Annotated in this window: 23 protein-coding genes and 2 tRNA genes; 9 read left to right on the top strand and 16 right to left on the bottom strand. The window is 71.7% G+C overall.

The features are described 5' to 3' along the window. Positions 1-36: 36 nt before the first annotated feature. The 5 genes from CFK41_RS08370 to CFK41_RS08350 form a co-directional block, all read right to left on the bottom strand. Positions 37-528: a DUF3145 domain-containing protein gene (locus tag CFK41_RS08370; protein ID WP_096799245.1), complete on the bottom strand. Its 492-nt coding sequence runs from the start codon at positions 526-528 to the stop codon at positions 37-39. Between the two features lie 89 nt (positions 529-617). Beyond that, a complete protein-coding gene (locus CFK41_RS08365; protein ID WP_096799244.1) occupies positions 618-1,109 on the bottom strand; it encodes a peptide deformylase in 492 nt (163 codons plus the stop codon). Then, positions 1,106-1,582: an OsmC family protein gene (locus tag CFK41_RS08360; RefSeq protein ID WP_096799243.1), complete on the bottom strand. Its 477-nt coding sequence runs from the start codon at positions 1,580-1,582 to the stop codon at positions 1,106-1,108. The genes CFK41_RS08365 and CFK41_RS08360 overlap by 4 nt, the downstream gene beginning before the upstream one ends. Positions 1,583-1,657: 75 nt before the next feature. Beyond that, a tRNA-Asn gene (locus tag CFK41_RS08355) sits at positions 1,658-1,729 on the bottom strand. A 79-nt stretch (positions 1,730-1,808) separates the two neighbouring features. After that, entirely contained in the window at positions 1,809-2,930 is a 1,122-nt protein-coding gene (locus tag CFK41_RS08350) for a LacI family DNA-binding transcriptional regulator (protein ID WP_096799242.1), read from the bottom strand. Positions 2,931-3,129: 199 nt separating this feature from the next. On the opposite strand from CFK41_RS08350, the gene CFK41_RS08345 reads away from it, so the two are divergent. Together CFK41_RS08345 and CFK41_RS08340 are read left to right on the top strand one after the other, a co-directional pair. Beyond that, positions 3,130-4,398 (top strand): glycoside hydrolase 5 family protein, encoded by a 1,269-nt coding sequence (locus tag CFK41_RS08345; RefSeq protein ID WP_096799241.1) that lies wholly within the window; start codon positions 3,130-3,132, stop codon positions 4,396-4,398. Positions 4,399-4,492: 94 nt separating this feature from the next. Beyond that, positions 4,493-4,566: transfer RNA gene (locus CFK41_RS08340), tRNA-Ile, on the top strand. 129 nt (positions 4,567-4,695) lie between these two features. Here CFK41_RS08340 and CFK41_RS08335 read toward each other — a convergent pair. Genes CFK41_RS08335 through CFK41_RS08325 form a run of 3 tightly spaced genes read right to left on the bottom strand, consistent with a single transcriptional unit; the run spans position 4,696 to position 6,949 of the window. After that, complete coding sequence (locus tag CFK41_RS08335; RefSeq protein WP_096799240.1) at positions 4,696-5,352, bottom strand: response regulator transcription factor; 657 nt, start codon at positions 5,350-5,352, stop codon at positions 4,696-4,698. Next, on the bottom strand, positions 5,349-6,542 hold the full coding sequence (locus CFK41_RS08330) for a sensor histidine kinase (RefSeq protein WP_096799239.1): 1,194 nt from the start codon (positions 6,540-6,542) through the stop codon (positions 5,349-5,351). The genes CFK41_RS08335 and CFK41_RS08330 overlap by 4 nt, the downstream gene beginning before the upstream one ends. Beyond that, a complete protein-coding gene (locus CFK41_RS08325; protein ID WP_096799238.1) occupies positions 6,539-6,949 on the bottom strand; it encodes a DUF6069 family protein in 411 nt (136 codons plus the stop codon). Before CFK41_RS08325 ends, CFK41_RS08330 begins: the two co-directional genes overlap by 4 nt. Before the next feature lie 257 nt (positions 6,950-7,206). On the opposite strand from CFK41_RS08325, the gene CFK41_RS08320 reads away from it, so the two are divergent. Then, positions 7,207-8,043 carry a CHAD domain-containing protein gene (locus CFK41_RS08320; RefSeq protein WP_169928803.1) on the top strand — a complete coding sequence of 279 codons (837 nt, stop codon included), beginning with the start codon at positions 7,207-7,209 and terminating at the stop codon, positions 8,041-8,043. A 3-nt stretch (positions 8,044-8,046) separates the two neighbouring features. On the opposite strand, the gene CFK41_RS08315 is transcribed toward CFK41_RS08320, so the two are convergent. Continuing rightward, positions 8,047-8,721 (bottom strand): response regulator transcription factor, encoded by a 675-nt coding sequence (locus tag CFK41_RS08315; protein WP_096799236.1) that lies wholly within the window; start codon positions 8,719-8,721, stop codon positions 8,047-8,049. Then, on the bottom strand, positions 8,714-9,886 hold the full coding sequence (locus CFK41_RS08310; protein WP_096799235.1) for a sensor histidine kinase: 1,173 nt from the start codon (positions 9,884-9,886) through the stop codon (positions 8,714-8,716). Before CFK41_RS08310 ends, CFK41_RS08315 begins: the two co-directional genes overlap by 8 nt. Before the next feature lie 245 nt (positions 9,887-10,131). Here CFK41_RS08310 and CFK41_RS08305 point away from each other — a divergent pair, with 245 nt between their 5' ends. Beyond that, on the top strand, positions 10,132-10,815 hold the full coding sequence (locus CFK41_RS08305; protein WP_096799234.1) for a DedA family protein: 684 nt from the start codon (positions 10,132-10,134) through the stop codon (positions 10,813-10,815). On the opposite strand, the gene dnaG is transcribed toward CFK41_RS08305, so the two are convergent. The 5 genes from dnaG to CFK41_RS08280 form a co-directional block, all read right to left on the bottom strand. Then, the gene (gene dnaG / locus CFK41_RS08300) at positions 10,754-12,724 is read right to left on the bottom strand and encodes a DNA primase (RefSeq protein ID WP_096799233.1); all 1,971 of its coding nucleotides are present in this window, start codon (positions 12,722-12,724) and stop codon (positions 10,754-10,756) included. The genes CFK41_RS08305 and dnaG overlap by 62 nt on opposite strands. A 4-nt stretch (positions 12,725-12,728) precedes the next feature. Continuing rightward, a complete protein-coding gene (locus tag CFK41_RS08295) occupies positions 12,729-14,054 on the bottom strand; it encodes a deoxyguanosinetriphosphate triphosphohydrolase (protein WP_096799232.1) in 1,326 nt (441 codons plus the stop codon). A gap of 4 nt (positions 14,055-14,058) precedes the next feature. Beyond that, positions 14,059-15,285 (bottom strand): tRNA dihydrouridine synthase DusB, encoded by a 1,227-nt coding sequence (gene dusB / locus CFK41_RS08290; RefSeq protein WP_096799231.1) that lies wholly within the window; start codon positions 15,283-15,285, stop codon positions 14,059-14,061. Between the two features lie 107 nt (positions 15,286-15,392). Further along, the gene (locus CFK41_RS08285; RefSeq protein ID WP_096799230.1) at positions 15,393-16,433 is read right to left on the bottom strand and encodes a DUF4037 domain-containing protein; all 1,041 of its coding nucleotides are present in this window, start codon (positions 16,431-16,433) and stop codon (positions 15,393-15,395) included. Between the two features lie 90 nt (positions 16,434-16,523). Then, positions 16,524-17,915 carry a glycine--tRNA ligase gene (locus CFK41_RS08280; protein ID WP_096799229.1) on the bottom strand — a complete coding sequence of 464 codons (1,392 nt, stop codon included), beginning with the start codon at positions 17,913-17,915 and terminating at the stop codon, positions 16,524-16,526. A gap of 136 nt (positions 17,916-18,051) precedes the next feature. Here CFK41_RS08280 and CFK41_RS08275 point away from each other — a divergent pair, with 136 nt between their 5' ends. From CFK41_RS08275 to CFK41_RS08255, 5 genes are read left to right on the top strand one after another with little or no spacing between them, the layout of a single operon-like run. Continuing rightward, positions 18,052-19,050, top strand: coding sequence for a metal ABC transporter substrate-binding protein (locus CFK41_RS08275; protein WP_227873263.1), 999 nt, complete (start codon positions 18,052-18,054; stop codon positions 19,048-19,050). Positions 19,051-19,076: 26 nt separating this feature from the next. Beyond that, positions 19,077-19,811 (top strand): metal ABC transporter ATP-binding protein, encoded by a 735-nt coding sequence (locus CFK41_RS08270; protein WP_096801005.1) that lies wholly within the window; start codon positions 19,077-19,079, stop codon positions 19,809-19,811. Beyond that, the gene (locus tag CFK41_RS08265) at positions 19,808-20,731 is read left to right on the top strand and encodes a metal ABC transporter permease (RefSeq protein WP_096799227.1); all 924 of its coding nucleotides are present in this window, start codon (positions 19,808-19,810) and stop codon (positions 20,729-20,731) included. The genes CFK41_RS08270 and CFK41_RS08265 overlap by 4 nt, the downstream gene beginning before the upstream one ends. Before the next feature lie 35 nt (positions 20,732-20,766). Beyond that, positions 20,767-21,231 carry a Fur family transcriptional regulator gene (locus CFK41_RS08260; protein ID WP_096799226.1) on the top strand — a complete coding sequence of 155 codons (465 nt, stop codon included), beginning with the start codon at positions 20,767-20,769 and terminating at the stop codon, positions 21,229-21,231. Then, on the top strand, positions 21,228-21,761 hold the full coding sequence (locus CFK41_RS08255; RefSeq protein WP_096799225.1) for a DedA family protein: 534 nt from the start codon (positions 21,228-21,230) through the stop codon (positions 21,759-21,761). Before CFK41_RS08260 ends, CFK41_RS08255 begins: the two co-directional genes overlap by 4 nt. A 34-nt stretch (positions 21,762-21,795) precedes the next feature. Here CFK41_RS08255 and CFK41_RS08250 read toward each other — a convergent pair whose 3' ends face one another. Next, complete coding sequence (locus CFK41_RS08250; protein ID WP_096799224.1) at positions 21,796-22,605, bottom strand: isoprenyl transferase; 810 nt, start codon at positions 22,603-22,605, stop codon at positions 21,796-21,798. Between the last annotated feature and the right edge of the window lie 101 nt (positions 22,606-22,706).

The raw sequence follows: 22,706 nt of genomic DNA, 5'->3' as shown, positions 1-22,706 counted from the left end.
CTCGTCCTGTTGCGGGTCAGCAGGTCCCGAGACGCCTCAGCTCACGCGGTGCAGCCAGCGCATCGGCACGCCCTCGCCGGCGTGCCGGTAGATCTCCAGATCCTCGTCCCACGGGCCGCCGAGCGCGATGCCGAGCTCACGGCGCAGCGCGAGGGGATCGTCGCCCGCCCGCTCCATGCAGCCGCGCACATGGTCCTCGGTCAGGACGATGTTTCCGGCGTGATCGGTCGCGGCATGATGGATGCCGAGCTCGGGGGTGCAGCTCCAGCGGGCGCCGTCCACGGTGGCGGTGGACTCCTGGGTGACCTCGAAGCGCACCTCGTGCATGCCGCGCAGGGCGCTCACCAGGCGTGCGCCCGTGTCCTCCCGGCCGCGCCAGGTCATCTCCGCGCGCTGCAGCCCGCGGCCCACCGGCTGGTCCTCCCAGCGGATGCGTGCGGGTACGCCGAGAACTCCGCTGGCGGCCCAGTCGATATGCGGCGTGAGGGCCCGCGGAGCGGAGTGGATGTACAGAACGCCCTGGGTCATCTCGTTCCTTCCGGTGTCCGATGCGTCTTCCCCAACGAATCGGTACTGCGGAGGGTTCTGTGATCAGTGCGTGCCTGTCACTGCAGAGCTTAGAGGGTCTCCCTGATCTGGCGCAACGCCCGCTTCTTCACGGAGCGCTCGAGGCCGTCGATGTAGAGCGCTCCGTCGAGGTGGCCCACCTCGTGCTGGATGAGGCGGGCGACGAGACCCTCCCCCGCCAGCTCGATCTCCTGGCCCTCGACGTCCGTGCCCACACAGCGCGCGTAGGCGGAGCGGGTGCGCGGGAAGAAGAGGCCCGGCACGGAGAGGCAGCCCTCGTCGTCGTGCTGGAGGTCCTCCGAGAGCTCGACGATGACCGGGTTCAGGATGCAGCCCAGGCCGCCCTCCTCTCCGAGGTTCCACGAGAAGGCGCGCAGGCTCACGCCGATCTGGTTGGCGGCCACCCCGGCGCGACCCTCGTCGTCGACCGAGTCGATGAGGTCCTGCACGAGCGTGCGGGTGCCGTCCGTGATGGTCCGGATCGGGTCGCAGGGCGTGCGCAGCACGGGATCGCCGACGATGCGGATGGGTCGGATGGTCATGCCTGCTCCTCCGGGGCATCCGTCTCCGCGCCGAGCACGCGGTGGGTGACCTCGATGCCGGGCACCACGCTGCGCTCGACAGTGCATCCTGCGGCCACGGCGCGGCCGAACACCTTCACCACGGTCGCGATCTCCTTCTCGGTGAGCCCCTCGAGCGGCAGCTGCACCTCCTCGGCGATCGAGAGGTAGCGGTTGTCGGCCTCGTCGGAGGTGCCGTGCGCCCACAGCCGCATGGCGAAGTCGTCCCCGAGACGGCGGGAGAGGTTCACGTCGCTGCTCATTCCGGCGCAGCCGATCAGCGCAAGCTTCAGCAGCTCGCCGGGGTTGACCTCGCCCTCGCCGTGGCCGATCGGGATCTCGACCCCGCGCTGGGTGCGGCCCACGAGCGTGCGGTGGCCGGTGCGATCAGCCCAGACGCTGCCGGGACCGAAGCCTTCCGGCAGCGGGAAACGCTCATCGGGGACGGAGGTCATCGACCTGCTCCTTCTGGAGAACCGGGCGGAAATGCAACAGCCCCGGAATGATCCGGGGCTGTGCTCCTGCAAGGGCTCCCGCACTTGGATTCGAACCAAGAACCGCTCGATTAACAGTCGAGTGCTCTGCCGTTGAGCTATGCGGGATCGACCTGGACGAGAGTAGCAGGGATACGGGGGCCTTCGCATCTCGGAACCCCGCCTCGACCGGGCACTATGACGAAGGTTACCCTGCCGCCGCAGGGGCATCGCCCGAGGCCGGCGGCCGAACCGCATCGGCCCGGGTGGACTCTCGCACCACGAGGACGGGCTCGATGGCGCGAGCCTCCTCCGCGGCCGCCTCCGGCGTGCTGGGGCGGGTCCCTGCCGTCTCGATCACCTCGAGCAGACGGGTCGCCGCGACCCGTCCGTACTCGATCGCCGAACGGCCGATCGCGGTGATCGGAGGACGGTGCGTGCGGGTGAGCGCTGAGTCCTCGAAGCTCGCGACCGCGACATCCTGCGGGATGCGGGACCCGGACTGCTCGAGGACATGCGCTCCGGCCAGGGCCATCTCGTCGCTGTCGAAGATGATCGCGGTGGGCGGCTCCGGGCGGGCCAGGAGCTCTGCGGCGGCGATCTCGGCGCCGCGCGTCCCGAATCCGGCGACCTGCGAGACCCCGGCGAGGCCGAGCTCGGCGCAGCGCTCCTCGAAGGCCCGGTCGCGCTGCAGGGTGTGCAGGAGCTCCCCGTCGCCCGCCACGCGCGCGAGGCGCCGATGGCCCTGCTCGGCCAGGTGGTCCACCAGGAGCCGGGTGGCATGGGCGTCGTCGACGTAGACGGCCGGGAGGGCGCCGTGATGCCCCGGCCCGCCGACGACGAGGGCGGGAAGCCTGAGGTCCTCGAGCGCAGGGATGCGCGGATCGTCCTGACGGAGGTCCACCACGACCACGCCGTCGACCCGTCGCTGGGCGAACCAGCGCCGGAAGGTGTCGATCTCGGCATCCGTGGACTCGACGATCTTCATCTGCAGCGAGTAGTCGCGGCGGCTGAGGACCTCCTGCAGTCCGGCCACGAAGGCGCCGAAGAAGGCCTCGGTGCCCAGCACCTCCGCCGGACGCGCCAGCACCATCCCGACGGTGAGCACCGGCGCCCCCGCGAGAGCGCGCGCGGAGGGCGAGGGCTCCCACCGGAGCTCCTCGGCGATCGTCATGATCCGCTCCCGGGTCGCGTCCGAGACGCCGGGGCGCCCGTTGACGGCGAGGGAGACGGCCGCCGGAGTCACGCCGGCACGACGGGCGATGTCCGCGATCGTCACACGCTGGCCCCGGCCGCTGCCAGGCTGGCGGCCCTGCTTGCTGGTGGTCATCGTCCACTCTCTCCGGCCGCCGGCAGATGCCCTGCCCCGGGCCATGACTAAAGCGCTACAGTAACATTTCAGCGGGTGAGCCGGCAGGTCTGGACGGAGAGGTTCCGACCCCCTGCTCCGCCCGCATCCCGCAGCGAACACCACCTTCGAGCACCGCCTTCGAGCACCGCCCTCGACCACCGTCCGATGGAAGGACACGATGTCAGTCTCCCCCCGCCTCCCGGCCGGTGACGCTCGACCGCGATTCGGCGTGAACTACACGCCGCGGCAGGGATGGTTCCACTCCTGGCTCGACCTGGACCTCGACGCCGTCGGCGAGGACCTCGCCGCCGTCGCCTCGCTCGGGGTCGACCATATCCGGATCTTCCCGCTGTGGCCCCTGCTCCAGCCCAATCGCACCTTCATCCGCCCGCGGGCTCTGGATGACGTGCGCGCCGTGGTGGACGTCGCCGCCGAGCTCGGCCTGGACGTCGTGGTCGATGCGCTGCAGGGCCACCTCTCGAGCTTCGACTTCATCCCCAGCTGGCTCGCCACCTGGCATCGCCGCAACATGTTCACCGATCCCGAGGTGATCGCCGCGGCCGCGGATCTGGTCCGCTCGCTCTCGAGCCGTCTGGCCGATTCCCCGAACCTCCTGGGGCTCACGCTCGGCAACGAGGTCAACCAGTTCTCGGCCTCGAACCATCCCGATCCCGACCCGCTGAGCGTCGAGCAGGCCGCCACCTGGACACGGACCCTCCTGCAGGCGGCGCGGGACGGAGCGCCGCAGGGCATGCACACCGTCGCGAACTACGACGCCGCCTGGTTCATGGACGACCACGCCTTCACCCCCGACCAGTCCGCGCAGCTGGGGGACGCGACGGTGGTCCACTCCTGGATCTTCGACGGCACCGGCCAGCGCTACGGCGCCCGCTCCTACGAGGTCGCCCACCGCACCGAGTACTACCTCGAGCTGGCGCGGGCCTTCTCCCCTGCTCCCGAGCGACCGCTCTGGCTCCAGGAGGTGGGCGCGCCCCGCAGCATCCTCGAGGAGGACGACGTCCCCTGGTTCGTGCGCAGCACGGTGGAGAACTCGCTGCAGTGCCCCGAGCTGTGGGGCATCACCTGGTGGTGCTCGCACGACGTCTCCCGGTCGCTCGCCGATTTCCCGCCGCTCGAGCACACCCTCGGGCTGTTCGACGAGGGCGGACGCCTCAAGAGCTCCGGCGCCGCCTTCCGCGACGCCATCGCCGCCGCCCGCGAGACGACGGCTCCCGCTCCGCGCGGTCCGGCGATCGAGCTGGCCGTGGGCTCGGAGCCGCTGCTCCAGCGCAGCGCGGCGGCACCGGGCGGCTCGGTCTTCGAGCAGTGGATGGCGGCCTCCCGCGCCGGGGACCGACCCAGCATCCGTGTGGTGCGCGAGACGGCTTCGGGAACGGCCGGGGACACCCGCACCGGCGGCGCCGCCGCGACCCGCGTCGCGGGCTGAGACGATCGCCGGCGCACTCCCCTGAGGTTCTGCGTCCGGGCAGGTCAGCGTCCCTCTCCGTGATAGATTTCAGACCGCCCTGCACGCAGGGCACGGGCCAGTAGCTCAGCCGGTCAGAGCAGCGGACTCATAATCCGTCGGTCGCGGGTTCAAGCCCCGCCTGGCCTACCCGGACTGCATCTCCACCCTCTTCGGAACGTGTCCGTACGGGAAGCGTGGGGGAAGAGCGCCCATGGCGACCATGATCGCGTGCGGAGACGCCAGGGGGAGATGCTCTCGCCGCGTGGAGTCCGGTGCTCACAGCCACCCCTGATCGCGCGCGCAGCGCAGCGCCTCCGCCCGGTTGCGGGCCCCGGTCTTCCCGATCGCGCTGGAGAGGTAGTTGCGCACCGTGCTCGAGGAGAGGTGGAGCGCTGCGGACATCTCCGAGATCGGCACCCCGCCGTCGGAGGCGGAGAGCACCTCCCGCTCCCGCGGGGTCAGCGGGCTCGGACCGGCCGCGAGCGCCTGGGCGGCCAGTCCTGGATCCACGACGGTGCCGCCGGAGGCCGCTGTCCGGATCGCGGAGGCCAGGTCCTCGACCGGGTCGTCCTTGACCAGGAATCCCCGTGCCCCGGCGTCCATGGCGCGACGCAGGTATCCCGCCCGACCGAAGGTGGTGACCACGATGATCGCGGTGTCCGGATTCTGCTCGCGCACCTCCGGGATCACGTCCAGGCCGCTGCGACCGGGCAGCTCGATGTCCAGGATCAGCACGTCCGGGCGGAGGTCAGCGACGGCGGCGACCACCTCGTCACCACGCCCCACCTCGCCGATCACCTGCAGATCGGGTTCGAGGCCGAGCAGCCCGGCCAACGCGGAGCGCATCATGGTCTGGTCCTCGGCGATCATCACGGAGGTGCGCAGGCCGGAGCTCTCGCGTGCGGCCCCGTCCTCGGTCACCCTGTCGTTCATGAGCTCTCCTCCTCCTCGCGCAGGGGCACGCTCACACCGAGCCGGAACCCGCTGGGCAGTCGCTCTGCGGCGAGCACGCCGTCCAGCATCGCAGCTCTCTCCCGCAGTCCGGTCAGGCCCGACCCGACTCGCAGCGGGTCCTCGCCCCCGGTGCCGTCATCGGTGATCTCGAGCGTCGCCTCTCCCCCGCCCGTCTCCACCAGTATCCGGCAGGTCCGCGCCCGGGCGTGGCGCAGGACGTTGGTGGCCCCCTCACGCACCACCCACGCGAACAGCCGATCCACGGGCCTCGGCAGAGTGCCCGGATCGGCGAGGGTCTCGACGTCGCACCGGATCCCGGCGTCCTCGAGCACGGTGCGCGCGGCCTCCAGCTCGTCCGCGAGCGAGGTCTCCCGATATCCGACCACGGCCTGGCGCACCTCGCCGAGGGCGCTGCGGCCGATCTCCTCGATGCTGCGGGCATGCTCCGCGGCGGTGTCAGGATCGGTGGGGACGAATCGCCGTACGGCCTCGGCCTTCACGACGATCAGCGAGAGCGTGTGCCCCAGCAGGTCATGCAGATCCCGGGAGAAGCGCTCGCGCTCCTCGAGCACCGCCGTGCGGGCGAGCTGCTCGCGGGTGGCACGCAGCTGCACGGTGGTCTCCAGGAGACGGTCGATCAGGAACGCGCTCAGGCCGGCCATGTAGGTCACGACGGTGAACAGGAGCGCATCGGCGAGATCCCCGCTGGTGATCCCCGCGGCGACACCGCCGCTGATCGCGAGACCGCCGACGACGCCCATCGCCAGGTGCCGTCGGATGCCCACCGCCATGCCCAGGGCCAGCAACGGGTAGAGGAACACCTGATGCTCATTCCACAGGATCTGATATCCGATCACCACCAGCGTGGAGACGGCGACCAGCGACTCGGAGAGCAGATCGGCGGGGAGTGCCGACGGGTTGCCCGCCCTGTGGCCGGAGCCTGTGCGATGTCGCACCAGCACGGTGGCCACGTGCACTCCGGCCAGGAGCAGCAGCACCGTCAGCTGGCCGAAGCGGCCGTGCTGGACGGCGGCCACCACCGGGGACAGCAGCAGCAGCGGCAGCCAGAGCAGCGCGTACCCCAGGGCGGGGCGTCGGGCGGCCCAGGGCAGCAGGCTCACGTCGCACTCGGCGGGCGGGGGCGGCTCAGGGCGGGAGCGAGTGTTCATGAGGACTCCGTGCCCACGGTACGCCCGGCACCGCGCCGGGGAGCAGCACGTCGGCGCAGACCGAGGAGCAGCACCACGCCGACCACGACATGCATCAGCTCCAGGACCACGAGCACGGCTCCGCCGGCTCCGGAGATCGCGGGGCCGGCCAGGGAGAGGAGGAGGACCACGGACCCGACGACGGTCCATACGGTCCTGCCGTGCGCCAGCCTGCTCAGAAGTGCCAGGAGCAGCCAGGCGGCGACCCCGGCGACCAGTGCGGCGATGATGATCGAGGTGGGCCCGACCCGCTGCCCCGCGCCGGCGACCTCGAGCTCGAGGCCCGCCAACGGCACTGCGGCGGCCCAGATCAGCAGCCCGCCCGCCGCAGCGCAGGCGATGACCGCTGCGGCCTGGGGCGAGCTCATCCCGGGGATCCGTGACCAGGAGGGTGGCGAAGGAAATCCATCGGTGCTGCTCGAGGAGACGGTGCGGAGGTCGGTAGGGTCGTTCGGCATGGGATGCTCCTGGTGGGCGAAGGTCCATCGTGAGTCGATGTCCGCCATCGACGGTACGGAGCGCGGTGAGCAGTCGGCAGAGCCGTCAGTACGGAGCTGGGCAGGACATACGTCCTACGGGCGGGCGACCACGGTGGCGCCCGCGACACGACCGTCAGGAGGTCCCGGTGGCGATCGAGGATACGCTGTCCCAGTACGTCCGCGAGCACGCGGAGCGTGCCGTGCTGGGGCTGCGCGCCATCGAGCGCGCCGAGGCGGGAGACCTCGATCAGGTTCTCACGGTGGAGACCGTGCACGACCTCCGCACCTCGCTGCGCCGTCTGAGGGCGACGCTGCGCTCCTTCCCGGGTTCACCCGACCCGCCGCACGCCGCTCCCGCACCCTCCGATGGTGACCTGCAGTTCGTCGCCCGCGCCCTCAGCGAACTGCGCGACACGGACGTGCTGTCCGAGCAGCTGCGCGCGCAGATCAGTTCCCTTCCCCCCTCATCGGCGCAGGGCCCGGTGCGGGAGGTCCTCGCCTCCGCGCTCGCCGCGCGCCGACGCACCGCGCTCGCACAGGTGGCCGAGCGCCGCGGCGACCAGCGGTGGGGTCGCGTCGCCGACCGGCTGGACTCCTGGCAGCAGGTGCCACCGCGGCTCGCCGACCCGCAGCTCCTGCGCCTGCTCGAGAGCGCACGGGAAGAGGTCAGAGCCCGGCTGCTCGCCGCCGGAGAGGATCTGCATGCCCTGCACTCGGCCCGCAAGGCGGCCAAGCGCTGGCGCTACGCCGCGGAGATGCTGCTTCCCGTCGCGTCGGCAGCGGCAGAACACTACGAGCAGGCGACCGGAATCCACGAATCGCTGGGCCGGCTGCAGGATGCGGTGGTCGCGACCGAGTTCCTGGAGGAGGTGACGCGCAGCGGAGACCTCGCCGACGGCACCGCCCGAACGCTCGCGCTGCTGGCACGGCGCGCCCAGCGGACGATCCAGGAGATCACCGCTGAGGCTCCGCGCCTGCTGTGAACGTCAGCGCTCGTCCAGATAGCGCAGCACCGCCTGGACGCGGCGGCTGGTCTGCTCGTCGCCGGTGAGCTCGAGCTTGTCGAAGATGGCACTGATCGCCTTCTCCACGGTGCTCAGCGAGAGGAATAGACGCTCGGCGATGCCGCGGTTGGACAGCCCCTCCGCCATCGCCTCGAGCACCTCGATCTCTCGCGGGGTGAGTCGGGAGACGGCGCGCTGCTGCTCGGGGGCCCGCAGCAGGGAGCGGACCACTGCCGGGTCGATGACGGTCCCGCCCTCGGCCACCCGGTGCACGGCGTCGAGGAAGCCGTCGATCTCGGTGATGCGGTCCTTGAGCAGGTATCCGATGCCGGGGGCATCGGTGCTGAGCAGCTCGCTGGCGTACTCGCGCGCGACGTGCTGGGACAGCATGAGCACGCCGATCTGCGGATGCTCGCGCTTGATCCGCAGGGCCGCCAGCAGTCCCTCGTTCGTGTGGGTGGGCGGCATCCGCACGTCCACGATCGCGAGCCGCGGCCGGTGCCGCTCCACCTCGGCGATCAGCTCCTCGCCGTCGCCGACGGAGGCGAGCACCTCGATGCCCTCGTCCTCCAGCAGGCTGCGCACTCCCTCCCGCAGCAGCACGGCGTCGTCGGCGAGCACGACTCCGAGCGGGGATCCGATCTCGGTCTCAGTCACAGGGCAGCTCCGCGGTGATGACGGTGGGCCCGCCGAGCGGGCTGTCGACCTTCACCGTACCGTCCAGCGCGGCGACGCGACGGGCCAGGCCCTGCAGCCCCCCGCCCTCGGGATCCGCCCCGCCCACACCGTCGTCGCGGATGCTCACCCGCAGCGACCGCCGACCGGGAGATCCCTCGACCATCAGCTGGAGGTGCACCTCGGTGGCCCGGGCGTGCTTGACGACGTTGTTGACCGCCTCCCGGACCACGAAGTAGGCCGCCGACTCCACCGCCCGGGGGATCTCCCCCTCCACGCGATGGTCGAGGTGCACCGGCAGCGGACTCGCGGCGGCCACGTCACCGAGCGCCGTGGCGAGCCCGTGCTCGTCGAGGGCGTTGGGATAGACGCGCCAGGCCACCTGGCGCACCTCCTCGATGAGCGACTGCGACTGGGCGTGGGCCTGATCCAGGAGTTCTCTCGCCCGCTGAGGGTCGCTCATCCGACGGGCCCGAGCCAGGGTGACCGACAGCGACACCACGTTCTGCTGCACCCCGTCGTGCAGGTCCCTCTCGATCCGTCGGCGCTCGTCGTCGATGGCGAGCACCACCCCGCGGCGGGTGGTCAGCAGGCGGCTGATGCGGGTCTCGAGGGCGTCCTCCCGGCTCACCGAGGTCCAGCGGCGCAGCAGCGCCGACTGCAGCCAGGCCGCGGCCTCGGCGAAGAGCGCGGCGGCCAGGAGGCTCGAGGTGCCGAAGATGAGCAGCACCGGAAGCGCCGGGCGACTGATCACGAAGAGCGCGTACTCGAAGACCACCGGTTCGGCGATGATCGTCTGAGTGGCGCTGCCCAGCACGATGCTGGCGACCAGCAGCAGCAGGTCGATCATCACGTAGCCGAGCACACCGGCGAGGACCGCGTGCAGCAGGGCCCGTCGGCCTCCCAGGAAGGTGTCCGGAGGAGCGCCCAGCCGGAGCCGGTAGAACCGCTCGAGGCGCCAGGTCTCCCAGCGCCTCGCCCGCCGGAACGGGCCGCGCCAACGGATCACGAGCAGCGGGATCGTCAGCAGCAGCAGGGCGCCGAACAGCAGGCCCAGCACCGTCCCCACCACGTGCCGCAAGGCACGGCGCGCGAGCCGCACGGGCTCGCGCGGCACCGTGATGCGAGAGAGATCGGGCAGGCGCATGGGAAGGGCTTCTCCGAGGGATCAGGATCGTCGGACCGGCTGGTCGGACGATGCCCGGCCACGCTACCAAGGTGCCTGAGCAGTGCCCATGAGGGGATGCCCCTCCCCCGGTTCCGGTTTTCCGTAATGCTCCCTGCGGACGGCCGCGGCACCTCCACGGTCCGCCCCGTGTCCGGGGCCCCTGCCGCGTTCCTAGCGTGGCGGGACCACCTCGACCACACCACCTCGACCACAGGAACCTGCCGATGGATGCCGTCCTCCAGCTCGCCGAGAGCCTCATGGCCTCGCCCTGGCTGTACCTGCTCGTGATCGGTCTCGCGACGTTCGACGGGATCGTCCCGATCGTGCCCTCCGAGACCGTCATCATCGCGGCGGGCGCCTATGCCGTCACCGGGCAGCCGCATGCCCTCGGGCTGTTCGCTGCGGCCTGGGCGGGCGCGCTGATCGGGGACGTGACGGCCCATCATCTGGGGAGGGGCGCCGGACCGATCGCACGCTGGTTCCGCGGTCGACGCTGGGGCGGGGCGCTGCTGGGCTGGGCGGAGCGGGAGCTGGCCCAGCGCGGCGGGATGCTCCTGATCTCGGCGCGCTTCATCCCCGGCGGACGCACCGCGACCACCCTCGCGAGCGGGATCGTGGGATACCCGCGCCGGCGCTTCGTGGGCTTCGCCGCGATCGCCGCCGCCCTCTGGTCGCTGTACAGCGTGGGCATCGGGATGCTGGGCGGAGCGGTCTTCCAGGAGCAGCCGCTGGTGGGTGTGGGCGCAGGGATCGGGCTCGCGATCGCACTGGGAGGCGGGATCGAGCTGGGACGCACCGTGCGGCGCCGGGCCCGGGAACGCGCCCAGAAGCGGACGCCGGCGCGGGTCAGTCCTCGCTCGAGCGCAGTGCGCGCCGTCTGCCCTGCACCTGCACCAGACGCGACATGATCTCCTGGTAGCGCTCCCCGTCCGCGGGGTCGGTGCGCTGCAGGCGCTGCTTGAGCACCGAGTACTCCCGGGTGATCGAGAGCTCCGTGAGCCGGTCCAGCAGCGAGTGGCCGAGCCGACGCAGCCCCTCCTCGTCGCGGGCGGGCAGATCGAGGTTGGCGATCTCCACGATCAGCGGGCGCACCGTCTCCCCGGCGATCTCGAGCACCTGCTCGAGGTACCGCGCCGCATGGAGGCGGCCCTCGACGGCGTCGAGCAGGGTGCCGGCGGCGAGCATCACGTCCCACACCCCCTGCAGGGCGGGCACGTGGAAGGAGTCGTCCGGCAGCGAGGCGACCTTCTCGGGTTCCAGCAGCTGGGGCGACTGGAGCATCGCCGCGAGCGACTGGGTCTCCACCTGCCCCACGGGATCACGAGGGTTGACGACGTCCGCGAGGCGCGCCATGGGGATCACGGGGCTCTCCTCCGCCGGCGCCCCGCCCGGCTCCCCCGTCGACGCCGCCGGCCGGGCCTCCTCGGCGCGGTGACCGCCGCGGCCCTCGGCGCGAGCGGCGTCGTGCACGGCTCGCAGCACCGTGCCCTCGTCCATGCCGAGCCAGCCCGACAGCCTCCGCGCGTACTCGGGGCGCATCGCGCGATCCCGGATCCGGGCGACCACCGGCGCCGCCATCCGCAGGGCGGTGACCTGGCCCTCCACGGTGTCGAGGTCGACCTGGGAGATCGCGGTGCGGATCGCGAACTCGAACAGCGGCCGACGGGTCTCGATGAGCTCCCGCACCGCCTGGTCGCCCTGGGTGATCCGCAGATCGCAGGGATCCATCCCACCGGGCTCGACGGCGACGTAGGTCTGGGCGACGAAGCGCTGGTCCTCCTCGAAGGCGCGCAGCGCCGCCTTCTGACCGGCGGCGTCGCCGTCGAAGGTGAAGATGACCTCGCCGCTCAGCCCGCGGCCGTCGGTGTTCAGGCGCAGCCCGGCCGAGGGGTTCGAGTCCCCCATCACGCGGCGCACGATCTTCACGTGCTCGGCGCCGAAGGCGGTGCCGCAGGAGGCGACCGCGGTGGTGACGCCGGCGAGGTGGGCGGCCATGACGTCGGTGTAGCCCTCGACCACCACGACGCGGTGCTGGGTGGAGATGTCCTTGCGGGCGATGTCCAGGCCGTAGAGCACGTTGGACTTGTGGTAGATCGCGGTCTCGGGGGTGTTGAGGTACTTGGGGCCCTTGTCGGACTCCAGCAGGCGCCGCGCGCCGAAGCCGATGGTGCTGCCGGTGATGTCGCGGATCGGCCACACCAGGCGCCCCCGGAAGCGGTCGTAGACCCCGCGCTGCCCCTGCGAGACGAGCCCGCTCGCCACGAGCTCCGCCTCGGTGAAGCCGCGCTTCCGCAGCACACCGGTCAGGGAGTCCCAGCCCTCGGGCGCGAAGCCGACGCCGAAGTGTGCCGCCGCGTCCTGGTCGAAGCCGCGCTCGGTGAGGAAGCGCCGGCCCACCTCGGCCGCCTGGCCGTCGAGCTGCTCGCTGTAGTACTCCTCGGCGATCGCATGCGCGTCCAGGAGCCGGCGCCGGGTCCCGAAGTCGGTGCGCTCACGGCCCTCGCCGGCATCCTCGTACTGGAGCTGGACGCCGTAGCGGGCGGCGAGCATCTCGACCGCCTCGACGAAGCTGAGGTGGTTGATCTTCTGGACGAAGGAGATCACGTCCCCGCCCTCGCCGCAGCCGAAGCAGTGCCAGTGGCCGAGCTGGGGGCGGATGTTGAAGGACGGGGTCTTCTCGTCGTGGAAGGGGCACAGCCCCTTCATCGACCCGATGCCGGCGGTGCGCAGGGTGACGTGCTCGGAGACCACCTCGTCCAGGCGCGAGCGCTCGCGCACGAGGTCCACGTCGCTGCGCCGGATCAGTCCCTGTGCCACCCGCTCAGAGCTCCGATCCGAGGCCGGGCAGCGGAGTGTCCGCCGCGGTGACGTGGGTGAGGGTGCGGTCGAAGAGCACCTCGTGCAGCCGCCGAGCGGTGACGTCGGTGTAGGAGGCGATCTGGTCGACGACGACCCGCCGACGGGAGTCGTCGTCCGGAGCGTCCTGCCAGAGCTCGGCGAACAGCGGGCTGAGGTACTGGGTGCCGGTGTTCCACAGCCGCGAGTAGAGGTCGCGGATGATCTCCTCCTGCGCCTCGTACACGGGCTGCTGGGAGGCGGAGGACATCACGTACGCGGCGGCGAGGCCCTTGAGCACGGCGATCTCGAGATGGGTCTGCTCGGGCACGACCACGTCGCCGCTGTAGCGGGAGATCGGTCCCTCGCCGTGGGCTGCGCGGGTGGCGGTGATCGCGGAGCGCGTGAAGCGGCCGATCAGCTGGCTGGCCATGTTCTTCAGCGCGGCGGCGGAGCGCATCGACCCGGTGAAGGACAGCAGCCAGCTGGGCTCGGCCTCGAGCCGGACCAGCGCGGCGTCGAGCTCCTCGATCGACTCCTCGGGCATGTACCAGTCCTGGACCACGTACAGCGCGGCGGAGCGCTCGAGCGGGTCCTGCAGCTTCTGCAGGTCGAGGGTGAGCCCGGTGATCGCATCCTCGATGTCGTGGACCGAGTAGGCGATGTCGTCGGCGAGGTCCATGACCTGGGCCTCGAAGCACTTCCGGCCGGGCACGGAGCCCTGACGGGCCCACTCGTAGACGGGCACGTCATCGGCGTAGGCCCCGAACTTCGGGGAGCTCGGCACCGGGCCCCGGCCCCGCGTCCACGGGTACTTGATGGCGGCGTCCACGCTCGCGCGGGTGAGGTTCAGCCCGTAGGGGCGGTCCTCGCCGATGACCTTCGGCTCGAGGCGGGTGAGCAGGCGCAGGGTCTGGGCGTTGCCCTCGAAGCCCCCGAAGTCGGAGGCGAGGGCGTCGAGCACCTTCTCGCCGTTGTGCCCGAACGGCGGGTGACCCATGTCGTGGGCGAGGCAGGCCGCGTCCACGATGTCGGGGTCGCAGCCGAGCTCCGCACCGATGTCACGGCCCACCTGGGCGACCTCGAGGGAGTGGGTGAGACGGGTGCGCACGAAGTCGTTCGCGCCCGCTCCGAGCACCTGCGTCTTGGCCCCGAGGCGCCGCAGCGCCGAGGAGTGCAGCACCCGGGCTCGGTCCCGCTGGAAGGGCGTGCGGGCCTGGGACTTCGGCGGCTCGGGAGCGAAGCGCTCGAGGTCGTGCTCCGTGTACCCGGTGGGCGGGGTGCCGGGTGCGGAAGGGGTCGGGGTGGGCACCGGCTCAGCCTCCCGAGATGTCGAGCTCGGCCTCGTGGAGGCGGCGGCGGTGGTCGTCGTCCAGCGTGCGCGAGTCCATCCATCCCTGGGGCACGGCGGCGTTGCGCCCGTGGCCGGCGCGGCCGCGCGGACCCTCGACGGGCGCGCCCGGGTAGGGGGCGTCGAGGTCCAGCTCGGAGAGCTTCGCCTCGAGATCGGCGAGGGACTCCATGGTGGCCAGTCGCCGGCGCATGTCGCCGCCGACGGGGTAGCCCTTGAAGTACCAGGCCACGTGCTTGCGCAGGTCCTTCACGCCGCGGTCCTCGTCCTCGTAGAACTCGACCAGCAGCTCGGCGTGCCGACGCAGGATGCGCGCCACCTCGCCGAGGCCCGGGCGCACCCGCTCGGCGGAGCCGGAGAACCCGGCGGCGAGGTCCGCGAAGAGCCAGGGGCGCCCCTGGCAGCCACGGCCCACCACGACGCCGTCGGCGCCGGTCTCGTCCATCATGCGCAGCGCGTCCTCGGCGGACCAGATGTCGCCGTTGCCGAGCACCGGGATGTCGGTGACGGTCTGCTTGAGGTCCGCGATCGAGCTCCAGTCCGCGGTGCCGGAGTACTGCTCCTTGACGGTGCGGCCGTGGAGCGTGATCGCGGCTGCGCCGACCTCCTGGGCGATGAGCCCCGCGTCGCGATAGGTCAGGTGGTCGTCGTCGACGCCCTTGCGCGTCTTCAGGGTGACCGGCACGTCGCCGGCGGCCGCGACCGCCGCGCGGAGGATGCGCGTGAACAGCTCGTCCTTCCAGGGCAGCACGCCGCCGCCGCCGCGGCGGGTGACCTTGGGGACCGGGCAGCCGAAGTTCAGATCGATGTGGTCCGCGCCGTCGCGCTCCAGGATCATGCTCACCGAACGGGCGACGACCGCGGGGTCCACGCCGTAGAGCTGCACGGAGCGCGGGGACTCGCGATCCGCCATGCGCAGCAGCCGCCAGGACTCGCGATGATCCTCGATCAGGGCCCGGGTGGTGACCATCTCGGTGGGGTACAGCCCGCCGTCGTCCTGGCTGTGCATCGACCCGAACTCGCGGCACAGCACCCGGAACGCCATGTTGGTGACCCCGGCCATGGGGGCGAGCATCACCGGGGTGTCCACGGTGAGCGACCCGATCGTGAGCGGTCGCCGAGCAGCCGCCGAGGCACTGCCGGGTGCGGCCTGGGCGGGGGCGGAGGGCGGGGCGTCGTGGAGAAGGGTCATCGTCCTGCGATTGTCCCATCACTGGGGCTTCGGCGGGAGGTGGCGGGGTGGTGATGTGCGTCGAGGATCCGTGGGGAGGAACCGAGCGCCGGGGCGGGGTCCCGCGCTCAGCCGCCGACGAGCCGCCGGCGCAGCTCCGGATCGACCAGCACGCTGACGTGATCGCTGATCTGCTCGGCCGTGCCGATCCCGGGACTGAGGGCCCGCACCGCCGGGTCCGAGATCTCCTCCTGCAGGAGCTCCGGCAGGCCTCGGAGCCCCACGTGGGGGCGCTCGAAGAAGGGTTCGGTGGCGGGGTCCAGCGTGGGCAGGCCCACCTGGCCCTGGAGCTCGGCGACGAGCTCGGCCGCATCCGCGATCGCCGCCTGTCGGGACCGCCAGTCCCGGGCCTGGAGCGCTTCGAGCGCGGCGATGCGCAGCGCTCCCCCGCCCGGCAGCGCCGCCGCGGAGCGGGCCAGCCACTTGCCGTACGGCGCCCAGCGGCGATGCAGCAGATGGGCGAGATGGAACAGCGTGCGCACGTGCCGCGCGGCGATCACCGAGGAGCCGTCCTCGTCCCCGCGCAGCCCCGCCCGACCCACGTCCTGCAGCTCCTGGCCGATCCGTGTCCAGTCCGCTCCGATCGCGTACCGGCGGATGTCCTCCGGGTACCGAGCCAGACGGTCCCGGATGGCGGTGATCGCCCCGGTGCCGTCGTGGAGCACCGGGCCGGCGGTCACCTCGAGGGCGGCCTGACCGGTCAGCTGCAGCCAGTCGATGATCTCGATCGGCGCGTCCCCGGACAGGCGTTCCGGGGCGATCCCCACCCGGGAGGACGCGAAGTCCGCCGCGGAGGCGACCTGGACGCGCTGGCGCACCACGGGATCCCAGGTGGTCGCGAAGCGCGCGGGATGGTCGCGCCACAGCCGGGGCAGCTCCCGCTCCAGCAGCGCGTCGACCTCTCCGGCGGCGCCGCCCTCCACCAGCAGCGTGAGGCGCAGGCCCCAGTCGTGGTCGCGGGACTGCGCATCGTCGAAGCCGAGCACGTCCGATCCGGACCCCAGCCGGGCCGCCGCGTGCTCGAGCCCCGCCGCATGCCGCTGCAGGAGGGGCGCCACGACCTCCTCGTAGTAGGCGCGGGACAGCTCGAGGCCGGGAACGCTGCTCATGGAGTGCACTGTGCCACGTACCTCCCCTTCATGAGGACGGGGCCGACGGGGTGCTCCCCCGTCGGCCCCGTCCTCGACGGATCCTCGTCCTCAGGCGCCGAGCAGTCGACCGGCGAGGTAGGACTCGACCTGGTCCAGGGCGACGCGCTCCTGCGCCATGGTGTCGCGCTCGCGGATCGTGACGGCCTGGTCCTCGGCGGTCTCGAAGTCGACGGTGATGCAGAACGGCGTGCCGATCTCGTCCTGACGGCGGTACCGACGACCGATGGCCTGGGTGACGTCCATCTCGACGTTCCAGTGCCTGCGGAGGCGGTCGGCGAGCTCGGTCGCGCGGGGCACGAGGTCCTCGCTCTTGGACAGCGGCAGGACCGCGGCCTTGACCGGGGCGAGCCGCGGATCGAGCTTGAGCACGGTGCGCTTGTCGACCCCGCCCTTCGCGTTGGGGGCCTCGTCCTCCGTGTACGCGTCGACGAGGAAGGCCATCATCGAGCGGGTCAGGCCGAAGGACGGCTCGATGACGTACGGCGTGTAACGGTCGTTGTTCGCCTGGTCGAAGTACTGCATCTTCGTGCCCGAGCCGTCGGTGTGGCTGGTGAGGTCGAAGTCGGTGCGGTTGGCGATGCCCATGAGCTCGCCCCACTCGCTGCCCTGGAAGCCGAAGCGGTACTCGAGGTCGATGGTGCCGGCGCTGTAGTGGGCGCGCTCGTCCTCGGGGACGTCGAAGCGACGGAGGTTGTCCGCGTCGATGCCGAGGTCGATGAACCAGTCCCAGCAGGCCTCGACCCACTCCTTGAAGTGCTGGTCCGCCTCCGCCGGCGGGGTGAAGAACTCGATCTCCATCTGCTCGAACTCGCGGGTGCGGAAGATGAAGTTGCCGGGAGTGATCTCGTTGCGGAAGGCCTTGCCGACCTGGCCGATGCCGAACGGGGGCTTCTGGCGGGTGGCGGTGACGACGTTGAGGAAGTTCACGAAGATGCCCTGCGCCGTCTCGGGGCGCAGGTACGCCAGGCCCGACTCGTTCGAGACCGCGCCGAGGTAGGTCTTCATGAGGCCTGAGAACTCCTGCGGCTCGGTGAACTCGCCTCGGGTGCCGCAGTTGGGGCAGGCGATCTCGGCCATGCCGCCCTCGGGGGCGCGGCCCTTCTTCGCCTCGAAGGCCTCCAGGAGGTGGTCCTCGCGGAAGCGGTTGTGGCAGCTGCGGCACTCCACCAGGGGGTCGGTGAAGGTGTCGACGTGACCGGAGGCCTCCCACACGCGCTTGGGCAGGATGATCGAGGAGTCCAGGCCCACCATGTCACCGCGGGACTGCACGAAGGTGCGCCACCACTGCTTCTTGATGTTCTCCTTGAGCTCCACGCCGAGGGGCCCGTAGTCCCAGGCGGAGCGGGTACCGCCGTAGATCTCACCGGCCGGGAACACGAAGCCTCGCTTCTTGGCGAGTGCGATGACGTTGTCCAGCGTGCTGGCGGGGGCCTTGGCCACGGGGGGACTCCTGGTGACGGTGTGTATCGGGACCGCCCCAGCATAGCCATCCCCGTCCTGTGAGCGTGCCCACGCCGACGGGCTTCTGGGGCCTGTCGACTTGCACCGCTCCCGCCGCCTCGTGAGAATGATTGTCATGACGCTTCCGCTCCGCCTCACCCGTCGCACCCTGTTCACCGCCGCCGGCCTCGGTGCCGGTGCGGCCCTCCTCGCCGCCTGTGGGGACGACAGCGGCGGCAGCGGCGGCCTGACCGTCGTGACCTCGGCATATCCCCTGGCCTATCTCGTCACGCGTATCGGCGGGGAGCACGTCGACCTCACCGACCTCTCCTCCCCCGGCGCCGACGCCCACGGCCTCGAGCTCTCCGTCCAACAGGTGATGTCCGTCGAGCAGGCCGACCTCGTGCTCCAGATCCCGGGATTCCAGACGGCGCTGGACGACGCCATCGCCAAGCACGGCGCGGACAACGTGCTCGATGTCTCCTCCGTGGTCACGCTCCTGCCGGCCGACGCGGCGCACGACGAGCACGCCGGAGAGACCGAGGAGGAGCACGCGGCCCATGCGGAGGAGGACGAGCACGCCGCCGGGGAGGGCGAGTCCCACGAGGGACATGACCACGGACCGAACGACCCGCATTTCTGGCACGACCCCGCCCTGATGGCCGACCTCGGAGACGCGCTCGCCGACCGCCTGAGCGAGCTCGCTCCCGAGAACGCCGAGGCCTTCACCGATGCCGCCGCGACGCTGCGCACCGAGCTCGAGGAGCTCGACGCCGAGCTGAAGCAGTCCTTCGGCGCGGTCGCGGGCGAGCGGCCCTTCGTCACCAGCCATGCCGCCTACGCCTACCTCGCCCAGCGATACGGCCTCCACCAGATCGGCATCTCGGGCGTCGACCCCGAGTCGGAGCCCTCGCCCCAGCGACTGCTCGCCCTGGAGTCCGTGGTCGAGGAGGAGGGCGTCACGACGATCTTCTTCGAGAGCACGGCCTCGCCCAAGGTCGCCCAGACCCTCGCCTCGAACCTCGGGATCAGCAGCGAGGAGCTCGACAACCTCGAGACCCAGCAGTCCGAGGACGCGGACTATCCTCGCGTCATGCGAGAGAACAGCACGAAGCTCGTCGCGAGCTGGTCATGACCGGGTCCGCCCCTGCCGTCATCGAGATGACCGGAGCCTCCGTGGACCGCGGGGGCCAACGAGTGCTGCACGGGGTGGACCTGCGGATCGAGACGGGCGAGCTGGTCGCCCTGCTGGGCGCGAACGGCTCCGGGAAGTCGACCCTGCTGCGTGCCGCGGTGGGCGTCCTGCCGCTGGCCACCGGATCGGCCCGGCTCTTCGGCGCGCCGGTCCAGCGCGGCACCTCCCACGACCGCCTCGGATACGTCCCGCAGGACTCCACCGAGGCCGGGTCCATCCCCGCCACGGCCCGCGAGGCGGTCGCCAGCGGGCTGCTCGGTGCCCGCTCCTGGTGGCCCAGCGTCCGCGACCCGCGCGTCGACCGCGCCCTCGAGGCCGTCGGCATGGCGGACCTCGCGGGTCGACCCATCACACGGATGTCCGGCGGGCAGCGGCGGCGCGTGATGATCGCCCGCGCCCTGGCCCGCGACCCGCGCCTGCTGGTGCTCGACGAGCCGTTCTCCGGCGTCGACGTGCCCACGCAGGAGCTGATCGCCGAGCTGTTCCGGGAGCTCTCCGCCGCCGGCACCACGATCCTCGTCGTCCTGCACGAGACGGGTCCGCTGGCCGGCGACATCCGCCGCGCCGTGGTTCTCGACCACGGCCATGTCGTCCACGACGGCGACGAGCACGCCCGCCCCCGTCTCGATCCCGGCCACGACCACCCCGAGGACGCCGCTCCCCTGGATGAGTGCCTCGGACAGGAGATCCACCCCCTATGATCTCGCCCCTCGACATCCTCACCTCCGACCTGCTGCGCTACCCGCTGATCATCGCGGTGCTCATCGGGCTCACCGCCCCGGTGGTGGGCACCTACCTGGTCCAGAAGAAGCTCTCGCTGCTCGGGGACGGGCTCGGCCACGTCGCGCTCACCGGCGTGGCCGTCGGCTGGCTGGTCGGCGCCTGGCTGAGCGCCACCCCGGCGGACCTGCTCGCGATCCCGGGAGCGCTCGCGGCGTCGGTGATCGGCGCCCTGCTCATCGAGTACGTGCGCGAGGTCAGCCACACCAGCCGCGACGTGGCGCTCGCGATCCTCTTCTACGGAGGCATCGCCGGCGGCGTGGTGATCATCCAGCTCGCGGGCGGCACCTCGCAGAACCTCATGGGCTATCTCTTCGGCTCGCTCTCCACGGTCACCGGTCCCGACGCCCTGATCTCCTTCGTGCTCGCCGCCGTGGTGCTGGTCATCGGGGTGGGCCTGTCCGGGCTGCTCGCGGCGGTCACCGCGGACGAGGAGTTCGCCCGCGCCTCGGGCCTGCCCGTGCGCACCGTCAACATCCTCATCGCCGTGATGGCGGCGCTGACCGTCACCCTCTCGATGCGGATCGTGGGCGCTCTGATGGTCTCGGCCCTCATGATCGTCCCGGTCGCCGCAGCCCAGCACTTCGTGGTCGGGTTCGCGCGCACCATGCGCACCGCCATGGTCATCGCCGTGCTCTGCTCGCTGGGCGGGCTGCTGATCACCGTGTACGTGGATCTGCCGCCGGGCGGTGTCATCGTGCTGCTGACCATCGCCGTCTACGCCCTGGGTCTGGTGGCACGGGCGGTACGGCCCTCCCGGCACAGCACGCCGTCCTCCGGGCCCGGTCCCTCGCGAGCAGGAGACGCGCGCCCCGCGGCACGTGCGTCGTCCCACCACTGATGGAGGTCCCGAGAACCGTGGGGGACAATGAGCCCATGCAACGGAACACCCGCCAGCGCTCCGCGATCCTCGAGACGCTCTCGCGGCAGGACGACTTCCGCAGCGCTCAGCAGATCCATGAGCAGATGCGGTCCGACGGCGAGACCGTTGGCCTGGCGACCGTGTACCGAAACCTCCAGGCCCTCTCCCGCTCCGGCCGCCTCGACGTGCTGGTCGCCGGCGACGGGGAATCCCTGTACCGCCAGTGCGAGGACACCGGTCATCACCATCACCTGGTGTGCCGGGAGTGCGGCCGCACCGTCGAGTTCCTCGCCCCGCGGCTCGAGAGCTCGATGACGGCGATCGCCCATGAGCACGGGTTCACCGACGTGGACCACACCCTGGAGGTCTTCGGCCTGTGCGGCGACCACTCCGCCGGTGCGGGCGCGGCGACGGGCTCGGACGACGCGGCGGATGACGACGACGCGCCCGAGGACGAGGCCGGGTCCTCCTCCCGATGATGGAGTGGATCCGGGAGCTGCCGCTGCTCGGCGCGGTCGCCTTCCTCTACGCGGTCATCTGGTGCCGTGCCGGAGCCACCTACCTCGTGGGGCGCGGAGCCCGACGGGCCGCGAACCGCGGCCGTGTCGCCGCCTTCCTGGACTCCCCGGCAGTCACCCGGGCCACCGCGCTGATCCATCGCTGGGGAGCCCCCGTGGTGGCGCTGAGCTTCCTGACCATCGGCTTCCAGACGGCGGCGAACGCCGCAGCCGGCCTGACCGGGATGCCCGCACGACGCTATCTGCCGGCCCTCGCCGTCGGTGGTCTGGCCTGGGCGGTCATCTACGCGACCGTGGGGCTGGTCGCCGTCGCGGCCTGGTTCGAGCTGTTCCTGGTCTCGCCCTGGGGAGCCGTCGCGGTGCTCGCACTCCTCGTCGTGCTGGTCGTGGCGCTGCTGCGCCACCGACGCCGCACCGGAGGGATCGCCGCCGCCGCGCCGTCATCCCCGGAGCAGGAGTCCTCGAGCAGCGCGCAGGATCTCGGCGCCTGATCAGCCGGGCCGGGTTCCGACGTCCCCGGCGCTCTCAGGCGGGAGCGTCCCCGGCATCCGGGGCGTCGACGGCTCCGCCGTAGCGCCGGTCCCGTCGCGCGTACTCGGTGATCGCCCGCCACAGCACGAGGCGGTCCACGTCCGGCCACAGCTCGTCGACGAAGACGAGCTCGGCGTAGGCGGCCTGCCACAGCAGGAAGTTCGAGGTGCGCTGCTCGCCGCTGGTGCGCAGGAACAGGTCCACGTCCGGCATGTCCGGGTCGTTGAGGTGGCGGGCGAAGCTCTTCAGGGTGATGCCCCGCCCGCTGATCCGCCCGGCGCGCGCCTCCTCGGCGATCTCGCGCACGGCGTCGACGATCTCGGCGCGGCCGCCGTGGTTCACGCACATGTAGAGGGTCATGCGGGTGTTGCCGCGGGTGAGCGCCTCGGCCTCCTTGAGCTCCTTGATCACGCTCCCCCACAGACGCTGCTCCCGGCCGATCCACACGATCCGCACGCCCCAGGCGTTCAGGGTGTCCCTCTGGCGGCGCAGCACGGAGCGGGAGAAGCCCATCAGGAAGCGCACCTCCTCCGGGGAGCGCGACCAGTTCTCGGTGGAGAAGGCATAGGCCGACAGGTGGGTCACGCCGATCTGCAGCGCCCCGGCGACCACGTCCAGCAGCGCCGCCTCGCCCGCCTCGTGTCCCGCCGTGCGGGGCAGTCCCTGCCGGTTGGCCCAGCGGCCGTTGCCGTCCATGACCACCGCGACGTGCGCGGGGATGGTGGGTGCGGGCAGCTGCGGCGGCCGGGCACCGCTGGGGTGCTCGGACGGCTCCTGGTACCCGTGATGGCGTGCGCCGGGCATGGGGCCTCCTGATCGACGGTCGGGCGGACCAGCTGATCGTAGCGGTGACGGCTCGGGAACGAAGATGTCGCCATGTGACGGGGACCTCGCGGTCCCGGCTC

The organism is Brachybacterium ginsengisoli (genome assembly GCF_002407065.1).
Taxonomy (GTDB): Bacteria; Actinomycetota; Actinomycetes; order Actinomycetales; family Dermabacteraceae; genus Brachybacterium; species Brachybacterium ginsengisoli.
The sequence above is the reverse complement of the archived record's forward strand: the minus strand, read 5'-3'. Positions and strand labels throughout refer to the sequence as shown.